Annotated in this window: 24 protein-coding genes; 2 read left to right on the top strand and 22 right to left on the bottom strand. The window is 61.9% G+C overall.

Features of this window, described 5'->3' with window-relative positions; translation table 11 throughout:
- Positions 1-2: 2 nt before the first annotated feature.
- Positions 3-1,022, bottom strand: a complete 1,020-nt coding sequence (gene corA / locus NZU74_03130) for a magnesium/cobalt transporter CorA (protein ID MCS6880302.1) — start codon at positions 1,020-1,022, stop codon at positions 3-5.
- A gap of 197 nt (positions 1,023-1,219) precedes the next feature.
- Entirely contained in the window at positions 1,220-1,831 is a 612-nt protein-coding gene (locus NZU74_03125; GenBank protein MCS6880301.1) for a GNAT family N-acetyltransferase, read from the bottom strand.
- A gap of 382 nt (positions 1,832-2,213) precedes the next feature.
- Between NZU74_03125 and NZU74_03120 the strand changes: the two genes are divergently transcribed.
- The gene (locus NZU74_03120) at positions 2,214-2,753 is read left to right on the top strand and encodes a flavodoxin (GenBank protein ID MCS6880300.1); all 540 of its coding nucleotides are present in this window, start codon (positions 2,214-2,216) and stop codon (positions 2,751-2,753) included.
- A gap of 263 nt (positions 2,754-3,016) precedes the next feature.
- Here NZU74_03120 and NZU74_03115 read toward each other — a convergent pair whose 3' ends face one another.
- Positions 3,017-4,297, bottom strand: coding sequence for a hypothetical protein (locus NZU74_03115; protein ID MCS6880299.1), 1,281 nt, complete (start codon positions 4,295-4,297; stop codon positions 3,017-3,019).
- 109 nt (positions 4,298-4,406) lie between these two features.
- Between NZU74_03115 and NZU74_03110 the strand changes: the two genes are divergently transcribed.
- Positions 4,407-5,009: a Uma2 family endonuclease gene (locus NZU74_03110; GenBank protein MCS6880298.1), complete on the top strand. Its 603-nt coding sequence runs from the start codon at positions 4,407-4,409 to the stop codon at positions 5,007-5,009.
- 11 nt (positions 5,010-5,020) lie between these two features.
- On the opposite strand, the gene NZU74_03105 is transcribed toward NZU74_03110, so the two are convergent.
- The 19 genes from NZU74_03105 to NZU74_03015 form a co-directional block, all read right to left on the bottom strand.
- On the bottom strand, positions 5,021-7,357 hold the full coding sequence (locus NZU74_03105; GenBank protein ID MCS6880297.1) for an FTR1 family protein: 2,337 nt from the start codon (positions 7,355-7,357) through the stop codon (positions 5,021-5,023).
- A 7-nt stretch (positions 7,358-7,364) separates the two neighbouring features.
- The gene (locus NZU74_03100; protein MCS6880296.1) at positions 7,365-8,480 is read right to left on the bottom strand and encodes an EfeM/EfeO family lipoprotein; all 1,116 of its coding nucleotides are present in this window, start codon (positions 8,478-8,480) and stop codon (positions 7,365-7,367) included.
- Between the two features lie 222 nt (positions 8,481-8,702).
- Positions 8,703-9,914, bottom strand: a complete 1,212-nt coding sequence (locus NZU74_03095; protein ID MCS6880295.1) for a radical SAM protein — start codon at positions 9,912-9,914, stop codon at positions 8,703-8,705.
- A gap of 460 nt (positions 9,915-10,374) precedes the next feature.
- Complete coding sequence (locus NZU74_03090) at positions 10,375-11,181, bottom strand: YwiC-like family protein (protein MCS6880294.1); 807 nt, start codon at positions 11,179-11,181, stop codon at positions 10,375-10,377.
- Between the two features lies 1 nt (position 11,182).
- The gene (locus tag NZU74_03085) at positions 11,183-11,656 is read right to left on the bottom strand and encodes a hypothetical protein (GenBank protein ID MCS6880293.1); all 474 of its coding nucleotides are present in this window, start codon (positions 11,654-11,656) and stop codon (positions 11,183-11,185) included.
- Positions 11,657-11,964: 308 nt separating this feature from the next.
- Complete coding sequence (locus NZU74_03080) at positions 11,965-12,996, bottom strand: hypothetical protein (GenBank protein ID MCS6880292.1); 1,032 nt, start codon at positions 12,994-12,996, stop codon at positions 11,965-11,967.
- Positions 12,980-13,753: an ABC transporter ATP-binding protein gene (locus tag NZU74_03075; protein MCS6880291.1), complete on the bottom strand. Its 774-nt coding sequence runs from the start codon at positions 13,751-13,753 to the stop codon at positions 12,980-12,982. Before NZU74_03075 ends, NZU74_03080 begins: the two co-directional genes overlap by 17 nt.
- A gap of 4 nt (positions 13,754-13,757) precedes the next feature.
- Positions 13,758-14,570: an ABC transporter permease subunit gene (locus NZU74_03070; GenBank protein ID MCS6880290.1), complete on the bottom strand. Its 813-nt coding sequence runs from the start codon at positions 14,568-14,570 to the stop codon at positions 13,758-13,760.
- Between the two features lie 9 nt (positions 14,571-14,579).
- Positions 14,580-14,915, bottom strand: a complete 336-nt coding sequence (locus NZU74_03065) for a cupin domain-containing protein (protein ID MCS6880289.1) — start codon at positions 14,913-14,915, stop codon at positions 14,580-14,582.
- Positions 14,916-15,006: 91 nt separating this feature from the next.
- Entirely contained in the window at positions 15,007-15,840 is an 834-nt protein-coding gene (locus tag NZU74_03060) for a class I SAM-dependent methyltransferase (protein ID MCS6880288.1), read from the bottom strand.
- Between the two features lie 349 nt (positions 15,841-16,189).
- A complete protein-coding gene (locus NZU74_03055; GenBank protein MCS6880287.1) occupies positions 16,190-16,876 on the bottom strand; it encodes a Crp/Fnr family transcriptional regulator in 687 nt (228 codons plus the stop codon).
- A 1-nt stretch (position 16,877) separates the two neighbouring features.
- A complete protein-coding gene (locus NZU74_03050; protein MCS6880286.1) occupies positions 16,878-17,819 on the bottom strand; it encodes a nitroreductase family protein in 942 nt (313 codons plus the stop codon).
- On the bottom strand, positions 17,816-18,553 hold the full coding sequence (locus tag NZU74_03045; protein ID MCS6880285.1) for a metal-dependent transcriptional regulator: 738 nt from the start codon (positions 18,551-18,553) through the stop codon (positions 17,816-17,818). The genes NZU74_03050 and NZU74_03045 overlap by 4 nt, the downstream gene beginning before the upstream one ends.
- A 73-nt stretch (positions 18,554-18,626) precedes the next feature.
- Positions 18,627-19,607, bottom strand: a complete 981-nt coding sequence (locus NZU74_03040) for an iron chelate uptake ABC transporter family permease subunit (protein MCS6880284.1) — start codon at positions 19,605-19,607, stop codon at positions 18,627-18,629.
- 91 nt (positions 19,608-19,698) lie between these two features.
- Positions 19,699-20,106: a hypothetical protein gene (locus tag NZU74_03035; protein ID MCS6880283.1), complete on the bottom strand. Its 408-nt coding sequence runs from the start codon at positions 20,104-20,106 to the stop codon at positions 19,699-19,701.
- On the bottom strand, positions 20,106-20,477 hold the full coding sequence (locus tag NZU74_03030; GenBank protein MCS6880282.1) for an antibiotic biosynthesis monooxygenase: 372 nt from the start codon (positions 20,475-20,477) through the stop codon (positions 20,106-20,108). The genes NZU74_03035 and NZU74_03030 overlap by 1 nt, the downstream gene beginning before the upstream one ends.
- Positions 20,474-21,514, bottom strand: a complete 1,041-nt coding sequence (locus NZU74_03025) for an ABC transporter ATP-binding protein (GenBank protein MCS6880281.1) — start codon at positions 21,512-21,514, stop codon at positions 20,474-20,476. Before NZU74_03025 ends, NZU74_03030 begins: the two co-directional genes overlap by 4 nt.
- Positions 21,511-23,124: an iron ABC transporter permease gene (locus tag NZU74_03020; protein MCS6880280.1), complete on the bottom strand. Its 1,614-nt coding sequence runs from the start codon at positions 23,122-23,124 to the stop codon at positions 21,511-21,513. Before NZU74_03020 ends, NZU74_03025 begins: the two co-directional genes overlap by 4 nt.
- Positions 23,125-23,562: 438 nt before the next feature.
- On the bottom strand, positions 23,563-24,618 hold the full coding sequence (locus NZU74_03015) for an extracellular solute-binding protein (protein ID MCS6880279.1): 1,056 nt from the start codon (positions 24,616-24,618) through the stop codon (positions 23,563-23,565).
- Between the last annotated feature and the right edge of the window lie 100 nt (positions 24,619-24,718).

Genomic DNA, 24,718 nt, shown 5'->3' with positions numbered 1-24,718 from the left:
CACTACCACCAGTTGCGGCTGCGGAAAAAGAGCGCCAGACTCGTCCCGACGCCGAGCATCATCCCCAGAGCCATCGGATACCCCCAGCGCCAGGCCAGTTCGGGCATGTTCTCGAAGTTCATACCGTAGATGCCGGCGATGAGCGAGGCGCTCATCAAAATGATCGAAGCCAGGGTCAACGTCTTGACCAGTTGGTTGAGTTGATTGGACTGGATCGAAAGGTAACTGTCATACGCGCTGGTGAGCAGTTCGCGGTACAGATCGATGCTATCGGTTACCCGCACCAGGTGATCGTAGACATCCTGGAGGTAGACCAGCTCGCCGGGCTGCACAATCGGCACTTCCTGGCGCAGCAGGATGTTGAGCACATCGCGCTCCGGCGCGACCACGCGACGTAACAGCAGCAGATCCTTCTTCAGGCCGAAGATCTCCTTGATGGCATCCTGGCGTTCACGGCTAAAGATCAGATCCTCCAGTTCATCCACCCATTCGGCGATCTGATCCATCAGAGTGAAATAATCATCAACAATTGCATCGAGCAGACCATAAAGAATACTGCTAATGGAGTTGCCCAGCGGCATCGTCGGCATCCGCCAGCGGGCCATGGTCTCAGCCACCTGGGGGATCGGCTGGCGCCGGATGGTCACGATAAAGTTCTTTCCGACGAAGATACTCAGTTGCCGCAGGTCAATCTGCGGCTCGCGCGTGGCATCGTTGGGGCCACTCGCACCGCTGGTTGCGGCCAATCCGCCATTCGCGCCGTTGTACGACGCGGCGTAGAAGATGAGCAGGTAGTAGTCGGTGTGCCGCTCGATCTTGGGGCGCTCGTGGTCGCGCACCGCGTCTTCAATCGCCAGGGGGTGAAAGTTGAACTCCCGCTGCAGGAGGGCGATCTCATCCTTGCCTGGCGACTCCAGATCCAGCCAGACGACCGTTTCCGGGGTTTCAAGGTGCTGGCTGATGGCGTCAAGGTCGGTGACGGCGCAGAAATCGCCAGCCTGGCACACCTGTAGTTGATTCATAGTCCTATGTGCAAACTCCGGCAAATCCTGTAATAGCCCTCCGGTTCACAGGCGGGAAGCCCGCTAGCCCCGGACCCGACCTTGCGAACCAGGTCGTCCTGTACACATCAGCCGTCGTCATCGAGGCGCGCGAAGCGTGTCCATACGCGGCCCCAAACAGACTCCGCATCCTCCGCGGTATCGTGTTCACACGCCGCTCAGGCTTCCCAGACGAGCAAGGTGGCATCTTCCACCAGGTCGCCGCCGCCCAGATAGCCCGGCAGGATGCCTCGCACCTGAAAGCCATTCCGCAACTGGGTCGTTAACGTAGGGTCAAATAGCCGCCCGGCGACCACTTCGGCGACATACTCCTCGACGCTCATGCGCCCGGCGTAGGAGTGATAGCCCGGCAGCGCGCCGCCCGCGACCATGCCGCGCAGCCCCAGGCGGCGGATCAGCGCCTTGCGCGCGTCGTAGAGCATCGAGGAGATGCGCCGGCCCCGGTAGTCGGGATGCACGCTCATATCAGCGCCATAGAGCCACTCGCCCGCAGGATCGTGGGTGGTGAAGAAATTCGCGCCGGTGATCTGGCGATAGGTGTGGGGCGCGAAGGCCAGTTCGGCGCTGACGCGCAGAGTAGAACTCTGCGCAACCACGCGCTCACCGTCGAGGGCCACGTGCTGCCCTTCAGGAAAGAGGCGCAGGTGGGCCGCGAAGTGCTCGGCGGTCATCCAGTCCTCGGCGGGAATGGTTGGAAAGCAGAGCTGCTGGTGCGCCGCCAGTTGCGCGAAGTGTTCGGGCCGGGTATTGGCAATGACGATTGGCATCATTCGGCTGCGCCGCACGACAACGAAATCCTGGCTTCACTGGAGGGGCCTTGCCCTCCCTGCCAGGGGATGATACGTCCTTCCAGGCTCGGCGTCAAACCGCCGGGCCAATGCGACGCGAGCGAGCCCCGGACCGAGCGTTTGCGAAAACCGATCCTGTCTGGCAGCGCAGCCGCTCCGCACCCCGCCGCCGGAGACCGGCTTTGCTCAAGCCCTGTTGATCGAGGAAGGAAGGTTGTTGAATCACAATATTTAGTAAATAGATACCTAAGTTGTTAGTATATACGAAACCTGTATAGTCTATCCAGCCTTTGCGCGAACCCCGACGGCTTGACAGTCTAAGAGTTGATCGTTGAACAAGCCCATCCGTACGGAGGATCCTGCTATGATCGCCATTGTCTACGGAAGCTCGACCGACAACACCCGCGGTGCAGCCCTCGATATTGCCGATACGCTGCGCAAACAGGTCAGTACGCCGATTGACGTTTTCGATGTTGCTGCCATCAAAGAGGACCTGCGCCCGTTACTCAACTATCGGGTGCTGCTGCTCGGCTGTCCCACCTGGAACGTAGGCGAACTGCAAGACGACTGGTACGACGCCTTTCCACAACTCGACGACCTGGATTTTGAGGGCATCACAGCGGCGCTCTTCGGCTGTGGCGATCAGCGCGATTACCCCGATAACTTCCAGGATGCGCTGGGCATTCTGGGACGAAAGCTGCGGGAGCGTGGGGCAACGATTATTGGACGCTGGCCGACTGACGGCTACGACTTCTACGAATCGGCAGGCGTCGAGGATGGCATGTTCTTCGGTCTGGCCCTCGATGAGATCAATCAGACTGAGTTAAGCGGCGAGCGCATCCGCACCTGGGTGACCCAGATTGTGGCCGAGCTCAACCCGGCGCTGCTCGCAACACAAACCTGACCCCACCCGGGGGAAGGGTGTAGATCGCAGTTCACGCCCTTCCCCCGGCTAATCCGCAACGACGCCTGACACCAGTAGTTCCAGGAGCTCACCAGGCTGTCCAGGTCGTGAGACCCCTAGAATCTTAAGCTATGCGAATTGCGCTCATTGGCGCCGGCGTTGTCGGTGCGACCTTATGAGCAGCGCGACGACAAGAAGAAAGACCACCGCCAGCCGGTCAGTTTGCTGCCGGATTGGCTTCCAGAAGATCCTGGTCTTATCACTCACTTCTTCAACTCAATTTCCCAACCCGATGGCCATATTTTCACTTTGTATTCTGGGTTATCTTGCCAAACTGCAATTTCCGCGCGCCATTTTGGCCATTCAGGATCAATTATAAGCGTCGATCGGTATCGAACAGCGCCAAAAGCCAGAATGACGAATAATATGATGAAACAAAACACCGCTCGAAACTTGTTTCCAGACCAGAAAAGACCATTCCTTATCAACAGAAAACCGAATATCGCGTTAGGAACCCAAAAATACCGCTCTCCTACGCCGACGACGATATTAAGTTTATCTCGAGATAACGCACCAATATAGGAGAATACCACTAGAAGAGCGTAACTCCCGAGGAATACCACACGTTCGCGAACCGTCAATCGCACCGACAGCCACCAAAACAAAGAAGCAGTCAATGCTGTCAAGCCGATCCAGGTGAGCGCAATAGCGATGTCACCTGCTCGATATCCCGCAACGATCCAGGATGCCACTTGATGCATCCATTCTGATCCAAATATCATCAAGCCGATGCCCTGGGTCCATATTGCAAACACCAATGGAAACAGACCACTATGACCTAGACCGGCAAAACGCAAATCCATATGGTCGCTTGTGCTGAAACGAAGCAATAGTCCTGCTTGTAGAAGGGCGCAGACTCCAAGAATTGCTGTCTGAATCCCACGCTCTCGCTCCCTGGTCAACCACGTCACGATGCCATAAGCCGGAACAAGCATGCTTGCCACCGGACCGGTCAGGCCTGCGAGAAGCAGGATGAACCTGTAGAACCATGTTGATAAAGGTCGCTTCTTGATCGGTTCCATCAGGATCAGTACAGCCGCCAGAGCTAAATAGAACTGACTATTGATTGTATTTAACCAGATCTCACCACTTAATGGAGTTAACAAGACGACAAGCACTCCGGCGGTTTTTCTCAAAGGCGAATCCCAGAGCGGCGCATCGCCCCAGACGATCAAGCCCAACGGAATGAGTTGCACCAGGAATGCCATCAGCGTTGTCACAAGCGGCGCGTGATCAATCGGAGCAAGGTTGGCTGCAATAACGGAGGCGATAATTGGCCAAAAGGCTAAATAACCTTGTGGAATATTAATTAAGCCTTTATACCACAATGATCCATGTGCATATTGAAAAGCATAAGCGTAATAATGCAAGCCTTCCTCCGCCCAGAATCGTGGCTCCAAGAAAAATGACGGTTCTCGCAGGAACATTGCTGCCATGCCCGTCACGAAAAGGAGCCATCCAATACTGACCTTCCAGCGCTGCATAATGTGGCAATCCCTTCCAGGTACAGGATCAACCGGCAAGTTCCTCTCGCGGAGGCCGTGCTATCATAACACTGAAATGGATCCGCCCGGAGCCATATGGAGGCGCCCGATGACCCTCACCGACACGCTCCCGACCGTCATGCCGGCCAGTCACGTCCCCGGCCCGCCCCAGGGCCGCTGGACATATGCCGACTACGCCCGCCTGCCCGATGATGGCCAGCGCTATGAAGTGATCGATGGAGTGCTGTATATGACCCCGGCCCCCGGCACCGAACACCAGAGCGTAACCAACCTGATCGCCACGTTTCTCACGATGCACGTTCAATTTGCCGGCCTGGGCAAGGTCTTCAGCGCTCCAACGGATGTGGAACTCGCCCCCGGCTTCGTGGTGCAACCCGACGTCCTGGTGATCAGCGCCGACCGGCTGCATCTGATCACCCCGAGTTGCATCAGCGGCCCCCCGGACCTGGTGGTCGAGGTGACCTCGCCGGGCACGGCCGGCTACGACCGGCGCGAGAAGCAGGACGCCTACGCCCGCGCCGGGGCGCCCGAGTACTGGATCGTCGATCCGCACGCGCAGACCGTCGAGGTGCTTGTGCTGGAAGAGGGTTCCTATCGCTCGCAGGGGGTGTTTCGCGGCCAGGCTCGCCTGCCGTCGCGGGTCATCGCCGACTTCCCGACGCCGGTGGCGCGGTTTTTTGGGGGGTCATGAGAACAAGCGAACTATGCCTCTCGCAAAGTTGACCCGGAGGCCGGCATGCGCTGCCGCCGCCGGTGCAGGTATTCAGCCAGAACGTAGCTGCCGATAACGAAGATCGCCGCCGCAGCCTGGAACAGGATCCCTTCCCAGGTCGCATACAGCCCGAACCAGAAACCAGTCCAGTAGGGCAGGACGAGCCAGCGGATCGGGTGGATCGACATCCAGCCTACCGTCTGCATGACGTGCACCGTGTGTCCAACCATTTGCAGCAACACGGCGCCGATCAAAATCCCCGTCACAATCAACATTTTCTTGTGTGGCAAGCGCATTTGCAAGCCAAACACGGCAAACCCGACGCACAGCGTCAAAATCAGACCAACGCTTACTCCGCTTAGAACGATGCGGCTCCCGCCCTCTAGAACCAGGGCTTGCAAGAAGAGCACCGTTTCAAACCCCTCGCGATAGATGCTGGTGAAGCCCAGGGCGATCAACCCCGCCCACTGTCCGGTTACACCGCCCAGAATGCGCCGCTTCTGCTGGTGAAAGCTCTGCATCCAGCCTTTCCAGTAGACGTCGTGGAAGAACCAGTTGGTAATGAGCAGCAGCACGGCAATGGCGATGAGTGACACAATGGCTTCGAGCCGTTCGCCCAGGCGGGCCATTGCCAGCAGCGCGCCACGGGCCAGCAGCCAGGTGAGGACGGTCGCCAGGAGGGCGAGACCGGCGCCAATCCAGAGCGGGCGGCGGAAGCGGCGCTGGGCGCCGATCTTCAGGCTGCCCATCAGCGCGGCTAGAATAAGCACCGCCTCCAGTCCCTCCCGAAAGACGATAACCGAGGCATTGGTTGCAATGGCGAATGGCGCGTTTTTCCCAGCCAGCGCCTGTTCAGCGTCGGCGAGGGCCCGGTCGAGGGCGGCGCGGGTCGCCGCGATTTCAGCATAGGGGGCGTTGCGGGCGATCAGATAGGCTAACCCTTTCTGTTCATCCTGGCCATACCAGAAGTAGCCCTCGATAACCGGCTTCAGGTGCGGAGCGAAGGCGATCAGTTTCACTTCCGGCCCGATCTCCATCATCGCATACGCTTCCAGGCGCGCCGACTCCGCGCGAGCATAATCCCCAAGACGCGCGGCCTGCGCCATTTGATCCAGGGTGGTGCGGATGACATCAAAATCCGCCCCGCTGTCTGGCTGTTGCCATTCCGAAGGTAGAAGCTTCCGCAGCTCGGCGAGCAACGTGTCGGTACGCTCGCGAACGGTCGCCGGCTCAGCGACTGCGGCGCGACTCCCCGCGGCGGCCAGGATGTCTCCTAGTTCCGCGAATTGTCGCGCGACCCGCGCTGTTGCAGCGGGATCGCGCCGCTCCAGCACAGCGCGCAGATCGGCGAATGCCGCCGCGGCCCCGGCATGAAAGGTGATCGCTTCGCGGATTTCCAGATCAATAGTCACCTGACCGCCGCGCACCCCACGTGCATACTCAACAGGCACAAGGCCGAGGAAGCGCAGGATCTGACCGGTGCGCCGGATGCGTTCCGCCGGGCTTAGCGGCGCGGCGCGAAAGCCGCTGAGCGTCATCTCGACGGCTGCCAGCGATTCGGCTACTGGCTCGCCACGCACGGCGGCGCTCCGCAGATCGGCGAAGGCGACTGTAGCCCGCGCCATTGCCTCATCACCGCGCTGTTCGGCGTAGGCGGGCGCCAGGATGGCGAAATAACCCTCAGCGAGACTGGCCGCTTCAGCGCGACGGCTGGCAAACCCCTGAACGTCAGCGGTTTTGACGGCATTGAGGGCCTCGGTAAGGCGCGCCTGATAGGTGTCGAGCAGATCGGCTCGCACCACCAGCACCGCATCGGCAGCGCTGACCGAACCAGCAGCCATATCGCGCAGCGCTCGCGTCGCGTCGGCAGCCGGACGCGAGAACCGCGTCGCATGACGAAACTCGCGGAGGGGCAGCCAGAGCTGCGCGGCGCCGGCATCTTCAGCGCCAAGGGCGGTCATGACCGCGTCGTACCCGCCCGCCAGCAACGCCGTCCAGATGCGCGCGCGAGCAGCCGCGAACGCCGGCGCGTTGCGCCCGGCAAGAGCCTGACGGGCTTCCACGAAGCCTTCCTCAATACGCTCAGGAGCAGTAGTCGCCACGTGTCCGAGCGGCTCAGCCAGGATCGTGCTGTAGGTGGCAAAGGCTTCTTCCAGGAGCGCCGTCGCCGACGCTGGCTCTGAAAGCATCACGAACTGGGCCTGTAACAGCGCTGTTCGGATCGCCTCTGCCGCAGCGCCCGGCGCCAGCCCCTGAGAGGACGCACCGGGCGTTCCGGCAAGTATTAAGAAGAACAGAGCCGTCAGGGCGGCCAGAACCTTACGCATACCTCGCTCACTCCGCCTCGATGGCCACGCCCAGAGCGCCGGCCATCTGGCTGATTTGACCGGTGATGGCGGTCGCGCGGTTCTGCGCCTCAACGCCGAGGATATCGGCTTCTTCGGGCGTAAAGCGCCGACCATTCTGTTCTTGACGGTAAATATCGGCGACGAATGCTTTCAAGTCGCGCAACCCTGCTTCAATCTGTTCGGCCTGGACGGGATCCACCTTTTCGACGCGCGGGCGGAGTTGAGCGTAGACCAGCTCAAGACCGCTGAGGATATCTTGAATATCGGCCAGCCGCGAGATGACATTGAAGTCGCGCTGCGTTGCAGCCTCACCCGACACGAAGCGCGAGTCTCTCCAGGACGCGAAATACTCGCTCATCGTCGGCACCATCACCACCAGCGCGGTAAAGGCGTCTGACTCCGTGGGTTCCCAGGCCTGAGCGGCGGCGGCAAGTTCATTGGCTTTGGCAAAGAGCATCGCCGCGGCTGATTCGAGCACATGAGCATCAGGGAGGGTTTCACCGAAAGTGATGCCTCCATCGCCGTTCCAGTCGGCATCAACCGGCGCGGCGTACTCAGGCTCGGTGCCCCAGAGAGCGCTTTCCGTAACCCCGAAGAGATTGCCGGGTTTCGGAAAGATGCGGCCATCGAGCAACACGAGATCGAAAGATACAGCATTCTCTGGATCGTCAGCCGCGGCTGCGCCGGCATCAATATCAACATCAAACTGCGCCAGAGCGGGCGTTCCGGCGACAATCCCTTCCATTTTCTCATAGATGGGACTGGCCACAATCCAGGCTGCACGGGCGGCTTCAAGCTCGGCAATGACGGCATCGCGCCGATTGGCCCAGAGGGTGGAATAATCGAAGTTCAACTCTCTGGCCAGGGCGAAATACCGATCCACGGACGTCTGCAAGTCAGCGACGGCATCAACCAGCCCCGCGGTTTGCTCTACCAGGTACTTCTTTATCCCGGCGAGATCGGCGGAGGCCGCCGCACCCGGCGCGGCTGGCGCCGAGGTTGGGCGCGCAGGGCCCGGTGTAGACATCTGCGCCGCGGGCTGCCCGCCACAGCCCGCAAGCATGATGGCAAGTGACAAGAGCCATAGGACGTATAGACGCATGGAGCGCTCCCTTCTGAGCAGTATATCTAAGGGGCTTGTTTGGAAGGATTTCGCATTCCCCAGACCTTTCCTCTAGCCAGGACGCAGGGAATTCCTCCGCCTGCCGCAGAGGGCAGGGCCGTAGCGCCCCCCGTTTCCCCGCCTGCCGCAGAGGGGCAGGGCCGCGCGAACTCCTTTTCTCCGCCCTCCTCCAGGCGGCTGCTCATCGCCGCGAGATAGTAGCTAGTAGATAAACTCCTCGATATGGTAGAGCGCCACCTTGGCGCGAGGATCGCAGAGCGCTCGCGCACCATCCTTCAGGTACGTCAGTTGAGCGTTGATCGCCGCGTGATCGAGCCACGGACTGCCGGCCTGATCCAACTGTTCGGCATAAGGACCAGTAGGAGAAACGATCAACGGCGAGATGTACACGAGATCGCCTTCGCTCAGACCCATAGCTGCCAGCGCTTCGAGCGAGTGGTTGACGTGCGCCGGAGCCAGCCGCGCGCCGCCGGCGCCGGCGAGCAGGATAATGCCCACATTCAGACCGGCGGCCTTGATCGCCTGCACGGCTTCAATACAGGCGGATGGCGAACCGGGCTTGTTGAGCAACCGAAAGACGGTCTCGTCGCCGCTTTCGAGACCCAGGTAGATGCGCCGCACTCCGGCGTCGCGCAACTCGCGGTAGTCACTGACCGTCTTGCGCTCCGCGCCGAAGATGTCAAGAAAGGCATAAATGCCTTTCAACCCTTTGTCGCCAATCACGAACTCCTGGTGAACGACGGCCAGCAGTTCACCCAGCCGGGCCTGGGGAATGATCAGCGCATTCGCATCGCCGAGGAAAATAGACTTGCGCATGCGCAGTCCTGCCCCAACGAAGGCTTTGACGGAACGGACATGCCGGCGAAACTCCTCAGGCGTCTTGATGCGAAACTTCCGGTCGCGATACAGGGAGCAAAAGGTGCAGCGGTTCCAGCTACACCCCTCCGCCGCCTGGAGCACCAGGGCAAGATACTGATCGGGCGGCAGGATGCTGATAGGCTTGTAGATCTCTTGAAAGGCGTCACGCTCGGCCTCAAGCCGCTCAACGTCCCAGGTCAGAGCGCGATCAAGCCAGGCGCACACCTCAGGGCTGGCAACCGACTGGGCGCATTCGCGAATGGCCGCAACATGGGCGGAGACGACCGACAGCAACTGCCGGCGTTCGAAGGTTGAAAGCATGCGTCGCCGTTTGGTGCGTCCCCCTACGACCTGTTTCATCAGAATATCGCCCCCCAGACCGCGCCGGTAATTGACGCCGTCGAGGAAAGCGCCCAGCAGGCGACCTTCGCCGTCAAATGAGTAGGTGGTGCGCAGGTTGTCCGACACTGTCAGAAAATGAGGCTGAGGGTTGAAGTAGAGACGGTGAGGATCAGCAGACTTGTTGGAGGATGACGTATGTTTTGCCGCAACCATAGGCGTCTCCGGAGTAGCGATATCGCACGCGCAGGCGAGTGGCGAGCATCCGCGAGCGTAGAGCGCAGTGATAAGCATCTTAAAATATTTTTAATTAGTATATACTAATCTTTTCTTTTTGTCAATACATAACTTTTATCGTTTTTATACTCCCTGGCTCTTCGGCCGATCAGCAATTTTGTCCTGAGACATCGTTTCGCTCCGCGGCGGCAGACCTGTCCTGGGTGCGCCAGGGCGCACCCCCGCCGCGGGCGGAACAGTGAGCGCGGGGAAGCTCAGCCTCCCCGCGCTGCTCCAAACTGCGTCTCAGATGTTAACAAGGTCGAGGTCCTACCTGAACACCTCCTGCGAGAGGGCAGCGAAACCGGGTTTCTCCACGCTCCTGCCTGAGAGGAGGTTCCGGGCCGACGCAGCCCGCCTCACCCTCCCGCAGTAGTCAGGCACGCGGTCTGGCAAGGGATCACCACCCCAACCGCAGACCGAGGGCGATCCCCGCCACGGCAAGCAGGCTGAAGCCTAGTTCTTGCATGCCGACGAGGGGGGTGGGGGTCTTCAAACTGCAAGGCAACACTCCGAGAAGGGATCGGGCCAGGAGCGCGGCAAAGACCACGGCGCTGAGCCGGGGCGCCAGGCCGGTCCAGACCAGCGCGAGGACGATAACCAGGGCCAGGAGATGGGCCACGTGGGCCGGCCAGGCGCGGGCCGCCTCGCCCCGCGCCAGCCGCAGCCGCGCGCCGACATAGACGATCGCCGTGGTCGCCTGAAGCGCCAGGAGCAGCCAGAGCGCGAGGGCCGGTCGAAACTCCCAGCCCGCGGCCATCACCATTGCGGCGACCGTTGCGCTGATAGCCACGGCTCCGCACATCTCGGCCGCCAGAGCCCGGCTCTGTTTGAGAATGTCGTACCGCAACTGGATCGCTGCCAGCGGCGCCGCCAGGACGATGGGCGGCCAGAATGGCGCTACAGCGGTAAACCACGCCGCCAGGAACGATAGGAAGGCTGTTCCACCATACAGCACGATAAAACGTTCGGCCCAGATCGTGCGCGCAAAACGCCTGCCGCGCCGCCAATCGCCTACGGCCAGTTTGAGCGGCTGGCGCGCCAGAAAGGCCCCCAGCGCCGCCAGGCTGAGCCAGCCGCCCGCCACCGAGGGCGCCACCCACAGGCCGAGCAGGATGGGCGCGCCGAGCAGCCCCCAGCCGCCGTGCTCGGTCGGCAAGGCGATGGGGCGCAGACGAACCGGTTGTCTTATCGTTGGCGTTGACATACTATCCTCCCCAGAGGCGCAACCAGGGGCGTCCGTAGTCAAGAAAGGGCCAGGGGATGGCGATCAGGGTGATCCCGAAGGCCAGCGAGAAGAGCAGCGCGGCTCGCCGATGCCGGCCGATATGGCGTGTCGCTCTGGGTGCGAGAGCGACCCCCGCATGGGCGAGACCCAGGGCAACCACCATCTGGACCGCATGCTCAAGCACGATGAAGCGCAATGGGGGGACGCGCAGCACCGTGCCTGGATCAAATATGAGCATCTGGGCCATTGAGCCAGGTAGACAGTAGAACAGCCCTCCAATAAAGAACTGGATGGTCAGGGCTGTCGCAAACCATTGCCCGGCGTGCCGGTCTTCCGGAGTCCAGGGACGCCTGCCCCACCAACCACGATAGGCGCGGTAGATGGCCCAGAGACCAGCTATCAAGGTAATCCAGCGCATCAGGTTGTGGAGGGTCAGAACAGTCAAATATATCATCATATCACGGCGCAATGAATAACCACGCTTCTCTTGGCGATGATTGCGGAGTCTGTGGTCTCCAGGAAATCTCCCCTTCCGATGTGGTACGGCTTCATCGCGCTGCACTAACAACGAGCTTTCGGCGGATTGAAGCCCTCCGAGCCTCTCATAAGAAGCAAAGTTGTGGCAGCCCCAGGCCCCGGACTGCGTTCAGCGTCAGCCATTCCCTGGAGAGGGTCAAGGAGCGAGCTCCCTGCCACCCTTCCGCCCGGTGAGAGGAGGACTGTCCCGGTCCTGGTGCTGCCACGGCAGGTGTCCACTCTGTATCAGCCCGCATAAAACCTATCGTCTGGCAGATCGCCCCCGATCAGATCAGGAGACAGGGATTTCAACTGAGTGAAGAAGAACTCCAGTTCTCCCCGCGCTTCGCTTGCCGGCACAAACTCCAGGGGCACATTCGGGAGAGCCTGTGCAATGACCGGGGCCTTGAGTCCTGCTAGATGCTGCTCCCCAAGCGAACCAGCCTCCTTAGGGTTCTGCTTGACCCACTCAACGGCGCGACGTAGCCCCTCCTGGATAACTTTGACGACCTGAGGATGCTGCTCGGTCAATTCAGCTACGGCTAGCGTACCGGCCATAGGAATGCGCGGCTCGCGTCCCATCGCCCGGCCCCACTCCTCCTGCATGTTAAGGACCCGGCGGACGTCCAGATTATTCTGTTTGCCCTGTAACTGCGCTGCGGTAGCGCCAGGTTCGGAAAGTTGCGCCAGTGGCGTCTGTCCGGCCAGCAGGAGTTGTTGAGCCTCCACTGGCGAACTCACGTACCGGATCGTCATGTCACGGTCAGGATCAAGCCCGTTGGCTCGTGCCAGCACACGGAAGACAATGTCCGGCATATCGCCTTTGAAGGGTACAGCAATGGTCTGACCGCGGAGATCATTCCATCCTGTGATAGATGCATCTGTGCTCATCAAATACAAAATGCCCCAGACCATCACGTTAAGCAGGCGCAGATCGATGCCGCGATTATACAGTGTTGCGGCGACGTTCGTGGGGGTTGCGGTGAGATGTAAAGCGCCCGCTACCACGTCGGCACGGAGTTGATCGGGATTCGACCAGGTGGCAAAACTAACCTCTCCGACTACGCTCTTGAGTTCGGGGTCGCCGGCCAGCCGCACCAGGGGGATCGTCGGCAATCCGGTAGGCCCCTTGATTACTAACTGCGCCAGTTGACCGACAGCCGGCGTTACGATTGGCGCAGGCACCGTGGTTTGCCGGGCGCACGCGGCAAGTGCTGGGGCTATCGTAATCCCGCTGCCAATCATGAGAACGTGCAAAAAGTCACGACGGCTCAGCATAGGGCCTCCTTGGAATAAACACGCGCTCACCTCTTGCGGCAACGTGAAAAGCATCCGCGACCGCAGGCACCCGTAAAAGGTGAGCGACCGTCTCATACACATACACAGGATCGCGCTGAGGAGCGGAACGCGACTGCTGCCAGTGTTCAACCACTCGACCCGGCGCGGGGGTTAAGACCATCACTTCATCACCAATTCGCACGGCCTCGGTCAAATCGTGGGTAACAAAGAGGGCAGCCAGGCCCCGTTCGGCAATGAGTTCGAGGAAGAGATTCTGAAGATCTCGGCGCAGCCCCACATCCAGCGCGCTAAAGGGTTCGTCGAGCAGCAGAAGCTCCGGTTCTACGGCGAGAGCCCGTCCAAGAGCCGCACGCTGGCGCATACCGCCACTCAGTTGATGGGGGTAACGATCCAGTGCTTCGTCAAGGCCAAGCCGCGCACCAAGACGTTCGGCAATGCCGCGCCGTTCGGCGCGCACCACTCCGTGCGCCTTGAGCCCGAAAGCAATATTGTCGCGGGTGTTTCGCCACGGTAGCAGGCGCGGTTCCTGGAACACCACCGCTATGCGCCGAAAGTGGTTCGTTACCTCACCTCCGCTGGGCGGGAAAAGTCCAGCGGCGATGTGGAGCAGCGTGGTCTTGCCACAACCCGATGGTCCGACCAGACAGATCACCCGCCCTTTCGGCAATTCCAGACTAACGCGGTCAAGCACCGGCGTTTGCCCGTAATGGTGGGAGATGTCAGTCAACCGAAGCATCGGTTTATCCTGTCGGCTTAATCCGCACATCGGCTCGCGAGGACAGTTCAGGCTGACGATCTCCCCGATGACGCCAGGGCTCAATCCAGCGCTGTAACGGAAAAACGATCAGATACTCGACCAGAAACATCAGGCTAAGAACGATGACGATCCAGGCAAATACCGCCGCCGTATCAAGATTGACCCGCGCGACACCCAGATGTTCGCCGATCCCGCGCGCACCAGACAGCAGTTCAGCCATCAGAGCAATCTTCCATGATTGGCCTAAGCCTACGACTATCGTCGGGAAGAGGTAAGCCGCGAGATGAGGCAGGTAGATGTCACGCAAGACCAGAGATGCTGGCGCGTTATAGCTGCGCGCCATCTGGATGAGCAGCGGATCGGTATGATGAACACCGCCGATAGTAGTGATTATCAGCAGCGGGAGGGTAGCTGCCATCACGGTAAAGGTAGCCGTGCGTTCACCAGTTCCGAACCAGAGTAGAGCCAGGACAATCCAGGCAATCGGAGGAACACCCTGTACAACCCCAACTACAGGGTGTACCAGAGCGCGCACCACCGGTTGCACGCCAGCAAGCAACCCTAGCGTCACGCCCAGAAGCAACGCCAGTGCAAACCCGCCAAGGGCATGGGCGAGCGTGTGGACAACCGCTGTTGCCACGGCGCCGCTGGCCCAGAGTCGGCCGAGCGCCGTAAAGGTAGCCAATGGTGAAGGCATCACCAGGGGGTGACTGACCAGCGCACCTGCATGCCAGGCAAGCAGCACCAGCAGCAATCCAGACAAGCCCACCCACGGAACCAGCGATGACCCTCGCATCCACGCCTCCTATGTAGCCTGGATCGCCGTTGCACCTTTCAGTAGAAGCAGCAGCATGATCACCGGCGTGCTTGCGCTAATGCTATGAGGCAGATGGGCCGGCATATGCACCCAGGTGTTGGGTTGCGCCGTGATCACCTCGGTTCCCAGCGTCACCCGCGCCTCGCCCTGGATAAAGTGCAGGATTGCCGGCGCCGCCGCGGTGTGTTCCGACAGCTCCTGGCCTGCCGCGAAGCCGAACAGCACCACTTTCAAGCCGTGATCCTGATAGAGGGTGCGGCTGAGCGTGCCATCCTCAGGAATGGTCGTCTCTGATGCGAGATCAAGAAACACGGTCGCGGTCATACTTCCTCCTTAGCGCGTTTCTCGAAAAGGTTGATCCGCAACAATGGCGACACGAGCGCCGCGAGCCACGGGGCCTGGCGTCCTCAGTAGATCAGGCATGCCGGTCAGCGCTCTCGATCACCGGTTTCACGGCAATCAGCGCAATCGCCGTCAGATGGGCCTGATGGGTGCGAAACACCCGGCGCATTGCCAGCACGCGCTTGCGAGCAGGCGGGGTCCGCAGGATATTAAAGACGATGCGCAGGGCTCGTCCCAGGCCCTCATCCTGGATAAGGCGTCCGGGTTCGAGCAGATGCATCGGAGCAGTGAACGTTTCACGGACCTGGAAGCCCTCGGCTTCTAGGACGGCCCGCCATTCTGAAGCAGTCAGCGGGCGGGCGCCGACGTGAATGGCCGCCGAAAGATCGCGCAACACCGCTTCTTTCACCGCTTCGTCCAGGGAATCAGGGGTCAGTCCCAGTTCGTGGATGCCATAGCGCCCGCCGGGTTTCAGGATGCGATAGGCCTCGCGCACAATGCGCGCCTTCTGGCCGGGTGTATACATCGTGAGCATAGCCTCGCCGTATACAACGGTCGCTGAGGCCTCCTCAAGCCCCGTCTCCTCGGCCGAGCCTACGAGGCAACGGTAGTTCGGATAATCTAAGAATGTGCGCACCCTGGCGGCAGCAGCTTCTTCACGCTCGATGCCGAGATACGACGCCGGTCGCGCCTGGAGGGCCATCCGCGCCGTTACCCCTAATCCGGGGGCGAATTCAACTACGTGATCACGCGCGTTGAGCGCCAGAGCGTCAAGCATCCGCCGGGTCAACTCCAGCCCGCCAGGGCGCAACACCCGCTTGCCCATGCGAGCCAGAAGCCAGTGACCCGGCATCCTGGCCATATCCAGACCGGCGCCGGGCACATACTCTTCAGTCTGAGAGGCCATCTCGTTCTCCTTTCAGACGAGACGCGTATAATCAAAGGACTGTATCGAGGCTGTCAGTACTGCGCGTGATCATTTCGGACAGCCTACAGGTACGCCAACAGCATAGCGCCTCGCTGAAATCCTGTCTTTGCGTTAGCGCAAAGACAGGAATATTACCGCTCAAACAGCACTATTCCATCCTAAGCAAGCAAAGAAGCGCCGCTTTTTATGAATAAAACGACGACGAACGCAGAGATCGTCTCCCGCTAACAGCAGGAATGCCCATTTTCTAGTATAATAAATTGGAAAACCTGAACCAGACCACAGGATCATATAAACCTGCGGCAAAATATCTATGTTTTGCCCAGAACTACGCTGGAGGACTATCGGCGATCTGCATCATTCGGTGCGGGTCGCAAATAATGACCTGTTCACGGGCGGAGACAACGATGCCTTGCTGCGCCCAGCGACTCAACACCCGGCTCGCCGTATATAATGTCGTGCCGCTCATTTCGGCAAGCTGCTGCCGCGACAGGGGCAGGTCAACCAGTGTTCCGGCAGTCACTGGCTGCCCGACCTGCTGCATCAGGCGCAGTAACGTATGGGCTATGCGGCGCTCGACGCGCTGGGTGGCCAGTTCCAGATACTGATGTTGCAGATCGGCGAAGCGCCCGGCCAGTAAGCGCAAGGCGCGTAGCGCCAGAACAGGGTGCCGATCCATCAATCCTGTGAGCGTAGAATGATCCCACGCCAGCAAGGTACAGGGCAGAATAGCCCGCGCCGAAAGAGGATACACGGTTTGCGACAGGCTGGCGATAACCCCGATCGCATCCAGAGGTTTTACGGCGCGGATGATGACCTGCTGACCGGTATCGGCCAGCTTGCTCAAGAGCGCCTGCCCGTGCATAAGGATGTAGAACGTCGTTGCCGGTTCGTGTTCATGGAAGATAAAGCGCTGAGCGTCAACCTCGCGGATAGAAGCCGTGCCAGCTAAATCACACAAAACTGCCTGCTCCAACCCGGCGCAAAATGGGCATTCGGCGATCGTCGCCTGCACATCATCCGCTATAACCCGATGGGATCCCATTACCGTCCTCGTGTATCCAGCGCACCTTTGCGACGATTGACCGGCGGCGCCCTTCAGGCCAGGGCACAGCCGGTCGCCCGACATAGAAGAAGCCGTACAGTCGGGTCTCCGGCCCGAACCCGACAACTTCGGCAACGTGCTGATGGAGCGCCCATGCCGCGCTCGACCATTTTCCAGCCAACCCCAGCGCGCTGGCCATCAGGTGCATGTTATGCACTGCACAGCCGAAGGCGATCAGCTCTTCCCACTCTGGCATCTTCGGATCGGGCCGCATTCCCAGCGCGATCCAGACTGGCGCCTGCCAGACCCGTTCCCGCCGAGCCTGCTCACCGGGGCTTCCGGCGGGCTGATCCGGGTGCAATTGCCGATAGGCGACCGCAAAAGCATCGCCAATGATCCGGCGCGCCGTACCGGTGTAAACCACGAAGCGCCAGGGCTCTGTCCGACCGTGGCTTGGGGCCCAGTTGGCGGCTTCAAGCATCTGGGTGACTAGATGAGATTCGACAGGCTCCGGCGACAGATCTTCCAGTCTGAAACTCCTCCGGGTGGCAATCACGTTGAAGAGGCGCCGGGCCAGGTCTGGATCACGCTGAGGCGGAGGCGCCTGATGCAGATCCGCCTCTGAGACAACTCTGCGGGCGCGCTGCACCAGGGCGATCAACGTCGGGCGGAGGTGATCCGGATCGGTCAGGGGCGCGTCAAAGAGGATGCGAGCGATAGCGGTCTGACCATGACCCTCGACGTGCAGTTCTAGACCTTCAGCGGTAATCGCGCTGATGCGGGCCGTCTCTGCCCACTCCAGCCCGGCCAGACCACGCGCATAGGCCAGTACCGCGTCGGCGTGGTCCCGGTTCATATGCTCAGTCGCAGCGGCGGCGACGACGCCGAACGGATCAGAGGCAGGCTGTATCATACGTTACTCTTGCCTGAATTTCTAACGACGCCCCAGAGAAAGCCCGCCACCCGGCGCGAAAGGATCACTCGCCGCCCGGCGCGCTGGATGCGCACGCTGCCGGGGGCATCGTGCATGCGCACCAGGGGCGTGCCGGGCACCAGGCCGTGAGTCCAGAGGAACTGGAGCGTGCAACTGTCCTCACCCGCCTCCTCGTCAATCCGGGTGATCACGAACCAGTCGCCTACCGGCGCGACGACCAGCGGCAGATCATCGGGCGGCGGCGTTCCGCGGCCCGGAATAGGGTTGCCGTGCGGCGAGACGGTGGCTTGCCCAACCAGTTCGGTGATCCGCGCTTCCAACACCGACGACAGGACGGGTTCGAGCAGGGTGGCCTCACGGTGCACTTCGTGCCAGGGCACGCCCACGACGTCGTGGAGAAAACATTCCAGCAGGCGATGACGGCGGATAATGCGCTCCGCGATAGCCGCACCCTCGGAGGTCAGGGCGATGCTGTGCCCGCCGTCACGCCGGATCAAACCTTTTTGCTCAAGCCGCTGCAGCATATGGGTGACGGTGGGTGGCCGCACCTTCAACCAGCGAGCGATCGAGACCGAAAGGACCGGCTCACGACGGGCTTCCAGATAGGCGATCACTTCCAGATACGCCCGCTCGGCGGGAGTCAGGTTGTGATCGCCGGTATGGGCGTCATCCATAATGCGCAGGGGTGTCGTGCGGACCGTGCGGAAGCTCATCACGCCTCCTTTGCTTGCATACGGTTTTCTCGGGAGCGCTGCGTCCTCCCGCCAGACCCTCCCAATCCCGGGTCTATGCGCGGCGCCTCCTGAACGTCGCTGCTCCGACCATCAGACTGGCCACAACGAGGAACGCGCCAACCGGCGCCTCGCTGATCAGTCCCAGCGAGGGAAGCAGCGCTGTGAGGCCGCGGGCGATCAGATCGGCGCCGAGCAAAAAGGTGGCCCCGATGATCGCCGCCAGAACCAGCTGCCAGCCGCTGCTGAGGCTCAGCAGGCTGGCCCGTCGCCCGGCTAACCAGCCAATCAGGCCGATGGCCCCCGTTGCCAGGGTTGCCGACGTGGCGGCAAGCGTTGCGGCGATTCCCAGCGCGATCGGCATCCGGGGACGCATATGGCATACCGCCAGCGCTATGAGCGCCAGGAGGGTCACTGGCCAGACCTGCTGCCAGGTGGCCCAGTCACGCTGTTCCAGACTGCCCAGACACCAGCGCACCCAGGTCGCCAGGCGCACGTCGCGGATCAGCAAGATGAAGGCAACTGCCGGTGCCACGATGGCCAGCGCCAATCCAAGGGCCATGACGCGGCGTGGCGCGAGTGGCCAGCGGCGATGGGCGCTCACCAGCGCCGCCACGCCCAACCCGCAGCCAGCGCCGACGGCCAGAGCCAGCGCCCAGCCCGCGCTCGCGGGCGCCGCCACGAGCAGAATGACCGCGGCAAGGGCGCCGAGCGCCAGCACCCCGCTCCAGCCGGGATCGCGCGCCTGCGCGCCGCTCAGGCGCCCCAGCAGCAAGGCCGCGACGCCCAGCAGCGCCCCGGCGCTTACCGCCAGCAGCACTCGCGGCAGGCGCAGGTTGCGCACAATGGCCGCAGCCGGCGGATCGGCCGCCGGAGCGAACAGCCCCGTCACGACCTGGCCGGGGGTTAATGCCACCGGGCCAAACATCAGGCTACCCACGATCAAGACGATCAGGACCCCGCTACTCAGCAGCAACGCCTGCCAGGAGGAGCGATCCGTAGCGGGGAAGACCGAAGCCTTTGCTGGTTGTTCCATAGCTTCTCATCCATGACGAGCACGCCATCGAAGCCGATGCACTGGCGCGGAAGCGCAGGGGCGGATATGCGTTGCGTCAACGTTTCTGTCTCTAATTCCGGGCATTAGCGTGTTCGGCCACCCCTGTCATCACCAGATAGTCATCGAGCCAGTGACGGGTTGAGCGCCGCGGCGCAGTGTTGAGGAGCTGGAGCTTTCCTGCCGCTCGCCAGAGCAAATCTCGGAGTTGCATCAGTTCGTGTTCGGTAAGCAACAGACCGGCGCAGGCGCACCAGAGTTGCATGTATCCTCCCGCCATACGGCGCACGGCAAAGCCTTCACTTTCGGCATAGGGCTGGTTGGGCTTCCAGCTCTGAAGGAGCGCCAGCAGGTTGAGCAGGTCTTCGGGGATCAGAAAGATGTTCGCCCGCACCCAGAAGAGATGAATAGTCCCGTGTTCGCACTGGGCGATCCGATGAGCCGCGTCATCGGCGGCCAGGATGGTAATGTGCTGGCACATCAGCGCTCTCCTTCCGCGTGAGGTTGAAACGGCACACCGCGCGGCTCTGGCACAAGATCCGGGCGCGTGGTGTCGAGAATGATCTCGTGGAGTTCGAGCCGGTTGGGGGCCGTAAACGCTTCCTTCGGCAGCGTCCCCGAGCGGGCATGGCCCTGGCGAAAGGCCTCGGAGCCGACCCAGGCCTCAAAATGCGCGCGGCTCTCCCAGACGGTTAGAACAATGTAGGGGTCTCCAGGATTGACCGGGCGCAACAACTGGTTGCTGACGAAGCCGGGCATCCGATCAACCAGCCGTGCGCGGGTGCGAAAGGTCTCCTCGAAACGATCGGCGTAGTCGGGATGGACGTAGATCCGGTTGGCAGTGGTAATCATGGCTTCTGCTCCCGCGGAAAGGCGCTGACCGCGCCGCATACCTGAAGCTGAACTGCCGTTCCAACGCTAACATGCGCCTGCCCGAGGCGCCGGGCGCGCAGCAAAAGGCCCGTGTCGCCGACCAGCGTGACCAGGGTGTCGTGACCAAAGAAGCGCATCTCGCGTACCCGCCAGGCGCCGGCAGGGTCCGGCGCCATACAGAGTTGTTCGGGCCGGATCAGCACATCAACCGGCCCCTGAGCCGGCGCGGCAAGAGGAACAACGCCCAGCGCGCAGCGGACGCGCCCATCTTCGGCATACCCGGGCAGCCAGTTAGCCGCGCCGATGAAGTCGGCGACGGCGCGTGTCGCTGGACGGTCGTAGATCACGAAGGGCGAGGCATGTTGCACCACGCGGCCGTCGAGCATAAGCGCAATCTGATCGGCCAGACTCAGGGCCTCCTCCTGGTCGTGGGTGACCAGAACGGTCGTGGTGGCCGCCGCGCGCAGGATCTGCATCACCTCCTCGCGCAACTCGCCGCGTAAGGCGGGGTCGAGGCTGGCAAACGGCTCATCGAGCAGCACGACCGCCGGCTCAGGCGCCAGGGCGCGGGCCAGCGCGACGCGCTGTTGCTGCCCCCCCGAAAGCTGGTGTGGATAACGGCTCGCCAGTCCTTCAAGCCCTACCAGGGCCAGCAACGTGGCGACGCGCTGCTCGCGCGCCCCGCGAGGCCGGCCGTTGAGGGCAAAACTGATGTTTTCCGCAACCGTTAGATGCGGGAACAATGCCCCCTCCTGAAAGACCAGCCCCACCCGCCGCTGCTCCGGCACGACCCAGACCCCGTTGCCGGCCACGGTACGCTCGCCCACCTGAATCAAGCCCTGATCCGGACGCTCCAGACCGGCAATCAGGCGCAGGAGCGTGGTTTTACCACAGCCGCTCGGACCGAGCAGGGCCAGCACGCTCCCCGCGGCGACCTCCAGCGTCACACCGGCGACCGCGCACGGCCCTCCGGGATAGGTCTTCCACACATTGTTCAGGGCAATAGCCAGGGTCATGGCACTACTCGACCTCGTTCTCCAGCGCGCACCAGCACGGCGACTGGCGCGACCCCTGCCAGTACGATAAGCAAAGCCGGTATCGCTGCCGCCTGCCAGTACGACTCGGCGGCGAGCATGTAGGTCCAGATGGCCAGCGTATCCATACCGAAGGGACGCAGCATTAAGGTAACCGGGAGTTCCTTCATCACATCGACAAAGACCAGTATCGCGCCAGCGAGCAGGCCCGCGCGCACCAGGGGCGTATGAATGTGCCAGAGGATGCGTCCCCGGCCGGCGCCGAGGCAACGGGCCGCCTCCACCATCCGCGGGGTCACTTTCTCGACGCTCGCGTCGGCGCTGCTGTAGGCAACCGCCAGGAAGCGCACCAGGTAGGCGTACAACAGACCCGTCAGCGAACCGGTCAGCACCAGTGCGGCGGACAACTCATCTCCAAACAGCGCCCGATCTACCGTCGCCAGGAAGGTAAGCACGCCGACACCCACCACCGCGCCGGGCATGGCGTACCCCGAGGTTGCCAGACGTACAGCGATGCGCTGCCAGCGCCCTCCTTCCAGCCGCCCGAGCACCGCCAGCAGCAGGGCGACCAGCGTCGTCAGCAGAGCGGCGCCGCCCGCCAGGGCCAGGGTAACGCCAATGTAGCGCCAGGCGACGCCATCAGCGGTGGGGAGCGTTGGCTGGCGGGTTTCGGCCACGGTCCAGGCAATCAACTGTGACGCCGGAAGGCCAAAGGCCAGCGCCAGGACCAGCAGACAGACCCCCAGGGCCGCCGCCGCGCGCCAGCCCCGCAGCGGCGTGGGTTGCATACGCTGCACTGCGCCGCCGGCCTGGGTGTAGCGCGCCTGGCCGCGCAGGCTGCGCTCGAGCAGAATCAAGCCAAGCGCGACCAGGAGCAGCAACGTGGTCAGTTGCATCGCGGTATCGCGATCCATCATCCCTTCCCAGACGCGGAAGATCCCCTCGCTGAGAGTCATGACGTTGAAATAGCGCACCGTCGCGAAATCGGTCAGCGTTTCCAGCGCTACCAGGGTGACGCCGGCCACCAGCGAGGGCCGGGCCAGCGGCAGGACGAGCCGTATGAAGGCTCCGGCGCGGCTCAGCCCCATCGCGCGGGCCGCATCGAACGTGACCGAGGACTGCTCGGCAAAAGCGGCCCGCGCCAGCAGGTACACGTAGGGGTACCAGACCAGCGTCAGCACCAGCGCGGCCCCGCCGATGGAACGCACCTCGGGGAACCAGGTCTCGGGGCCGAACCAGGCCCGCAGGGTCGTTTGCACCGGGCCAGCATAGTCAAAAGTGGCCATGAACACGAAGCCTAACACGTAACTCGGCATCGCCAGGGGAAGCACCAGCAGCCAGGACACGACCCCGCAGCCCGGAAAGCGGTAGGCGCTCACCAGCCAGGCCAGACCTGTACCGAGGGCCAGCGTGCCCGCGCCGACGGCCACAACCAGCAGGGTGGTCTGTAGCAGCATATCTGGCAGGCGGGTCTCCCACAGATGGACCCAGTTCGTGGCATCGAGCCGCAGCAGGTTCGCCGCCACCAGCAGCAGGGGGGCCATGATCACGACGGCCAGGCCGATCAGCAACAGACGATATACGTACCCCATACCAACCCTATGCGGTTTCAGCGCCTGGAACATTTCTCAGAAAGGTTGATGCAACGGCGTGAAGGCGCAACGTGTTTGCGGCAGTGATGCCAGACCCTGGCGCCATTGCGTCCCAGTGGTCACAAGTGACCATGCCCTGGTTCAAGGTATGCAAGAAATGCTGTAACTTCGACATATTAAGTAGTCTGCAAAGTAAGTTTCCTGGCCTTTCCGCCCCCCTCCCAACCTCCCCCCGTTGGAGGGAGGAGCCGGGCGCCCTCCCCCAGCAGGGGAGGGTTGGGGAGGGGGTGGAGGTTTAGCGAAAGACTTTGTTTGCAAACTAATAAGCGACCTTCCCAGATTGGCTATACCTTTCCAGAATCGTCCACCGGGCGGGGGCCAGGGGTGTGGGGAAACCTGCCTGGCCCACACCCCTCCCACGGTCACCAGAGGCGTCGCCTACCGATACCCGGCCCGTTCCATCAACCGGATCGCGGCGGGCTGGAAGCGACCATACTCGAACTTGCCGATCGGGTCAATCTTAAATGTGCCAAACCCGGCGACGATGGGATGCACTGGCGCGACCGGGTTGGCCGGATACTCGAAGTTGCCGCCCGAGAGCGTGTCCGGTGCGGCGCCCTGGCCCTTGCCGTCGGTGGAGAGCCATTCGAGCAGCCGGATGGCGTTGTCCCGGTTCCGCGCAGCAGTGGTAACGCCCATGCCCGACACGTTGACGTGGGCGCCGGCCTCATTCTGGTTTGGCCAGAAGATGCGCACCGGGAAATCAGGGTTGCGGGCGAGTTGCTGGGCTACGTAGTAGTGATTGGTGATCCCGACGTCGCAGCCCCCGGCGGCGATGGTTTCGAGGATGCGCGTATCGCTATCAATGTACCGGGGATTGTTCCGCACCCACGGACGAACAATCTGCTCCTCCGTGACCTTCTCGCCGTGCAGGGCAATAAAATGCGCAACTAGCGCCTGGGTATAGATGTGTGAACTGGGACGCAGACAGAGCCGGCCATTCCACCTGGGATCGCCCAGAGCCGCGTAGGTCGAGAGTTCCGAGGGGCGGACCCGGTTCACGTTGTAAACAATAACCCGGGCCCGTTGCGTCAGTCCAAACCAGCGATCGGTCGGGTCGCGCAGGGCGTTGGGAACGTTCTGGCGCAGGACAGCCGAATCGACGCGCTGCAACAAACCCTCTTCGGCGGCGATCCACAGCCCGCCGGCATCAATGAAGAGCACAGCGTCCGCCGGGGTGGCGCGCCCCTCGGCCCGCAGCCGTTCGAGCAACGACTGCACCGAACCCTGCGAGAGGCGCACTTCGATGCCGGTTTCCTGGGTGAAGCGCTTGAACACGCTCTCCAGCGCACCATAATGGCGCGCCGAGTAGATGTTGACCACCTGCGGCGCCGACTGCGCCGCCGCCGGGCTGCCGCCGCCGGCAACGGCTAGCAGTACGAGAGCAAGCGCGACGGCCAGACGAACGACGATTGGACTGATCATGCGAACCATACCTGATACTCCTGTTCTAGACAGCGACACGAATCCCCAACTCTGGGATGAGGCGATCGTTTTTTAACTACACCTGCCTCAGTAGTCTGTAAACAAAGTT

It is taken from the genome of Chloroflexaceae bacterium (genome assembly GCA_025057155.1).
In the GTDB taxonomy this organism is placed as follows: domain Bacteria; phylum Chloroflexota; class Chloroflexia; order Chloroflexales; family Chloroflexaceae; genus JACAEO01.
The sequence above is the reverse complement of the archived record's forward strand: the minus strand, read 5'-3'. Positions and strand labels throughout refer to the sequence as shown.

Coding starts and splice junctions, on each gene's coding strand:
- corA (MCS6880302.1), bottom strand. CDS start 1,022: ATGAATCAACTACAGGTGTGCCAGGCTGGCGATTTCTGCGCCGTCACC.
- NZU74_03125 (MCS6880301.1), bottom strand. CDS start 1,831: ATGATGCCAATCGTCATTGCCAATACCCGGCCCGAACACTTCGCGCAA.
- NZU74_03120 (MCS6880300.1), top strand. CDS start 2,214: ATGATCGCCATTGTCTACGGAAGCTCGACCGACAACACCCGCGGTGCA.
- NZU74_03115 (MCS6880299.1), bottom strand. CDS start 4,297: ATGCAGCGCTGGAAGGTCAGTATTGGATGGCTCCTTTTCGTGACGGGC.
- NZU74_03110 (MCS6880298.1), top strand. CDS start 4,407: ATGACCCTCACCGACACGCTCCCGACCGTCATGCCGGCCAGTCACGTC.
- NZU74_03105 (MCS6880297.1), bottom strand. CDS start 7,357: ATGCGTAAGGTTCTGGCCGCCCTGACGGCTCTGTTCTTCTTAATACTT.
- NZU74_03100 (MCS6880296.1), bottom strand. CDS start 8,480: ATGCGTCTATACGTCCTATGGCTCTTGTCACTTGCCATCATGCTTGCG.
- NZU74_03095 (MCS6880295.1), bottom strand. CDS start 9,914: ATGGTTGCGGCAAAACATACGTCATCCTCCAACAAGTCTGCTGATCCT.
- NZU74_03090 (MCS6880294.1), bottom strand. CDS start 11,181: ATGTCAACGCCAACGATAAGACAACCGGTTCGTCTGCGCCCCATCGCC.
- NZU74_03085 (MCS6880293.1), bottom strand. CDS start 11,656: ATGATATATTTGACTGTTCTGACCCTCCACAACCTGATGCGCTGGATT.
- NZU74_03080 (MCS6880292.1), bottom strand. CDS start 12,996: ATGCTGAGCCGTCGTGACTTTTTGCACGTTCTCATGATTGGCAGCGGG.
- NZU74_03075 (MCS6880291.1), bottom strand. CDS start 13,753: ATGCTTCGGTTGACTGACATCTCCCACCATTACGGGCAAACGCCGGTG.
- NZU74_03070 (MCS6880290.1), bottom strand. CDS start 14,570: ATGCGAGGGTCATCGCTGGTTCCGTGGGTGGGCTTGTCTGGATTGCTG.
- NZU74_03065 (MCS6880289.1), bottom strand. CDS start 14,915: ATGACCGCGACCGTGTTTCTTGATCTCGCATCAGAGACGACCATTCCT.
- NZU74_03060 (MCS6880288.1), bottom strand. CDS start 15,840: ATGGCCTCTCAGACTGAAGAGTATGTGCCCGGCGCCGGTCTGGATATG.
- NZU74_03050 (MCS6880286.1), bottom strand. CDS start 17,819: ATGATACAGCCTGCCTCTGATCCGTTCGGCGTCGTCGCCGCCGCTGCG.
- NZU74_03045 (MCS6880285.1), bottom strand. CDS start 18,553: ATGAGCTTCCGCACGGTCCGCACGACACCCCTGCGCATTATGGATGAC.
- NZU74_03040 (MCS6880284.1), bottom strand. CDS start 19,607: ATGGAACAACCAGCAAAGGCTTCGGTCTTCCCCGCTACGGATCGCTCC.
- NZU74_03035 (MCS6880283.1), bottom strand. CDS start 20,106: ATGTGCCAGCACATTACCATCCTGGCCGCCGATGACGCGGCTCATCGG.
- NZU74_03030 (MCS6880282.1), bottom strand. CDS start 20,477: ATGATTACCACTGCCAACCGGATCTACGTCCATCCCGACTACGCCGAT.
- NZU74_03025 (MCS6880281.1), bottom strand. CDS start 21,514: ATGACCCTGGCTATTGCCCTGAACAATGTGTGGAAGACCTATCCCGGA.
- NZU74_03020 (MCS6880280.1), bottom strand. CDS start 23,124: ATGGGGTACGTATATCGTCTGTTGCTGATCGGCCTGGCCGTCGTGATC.
- NZU74_03015 (MCS6880279.1), bottom strand. CDS start 24,618: ATGGTTCGCATGATCAGTCCAATCGTCGTTCGTCTGGCCGTCGCGCTT.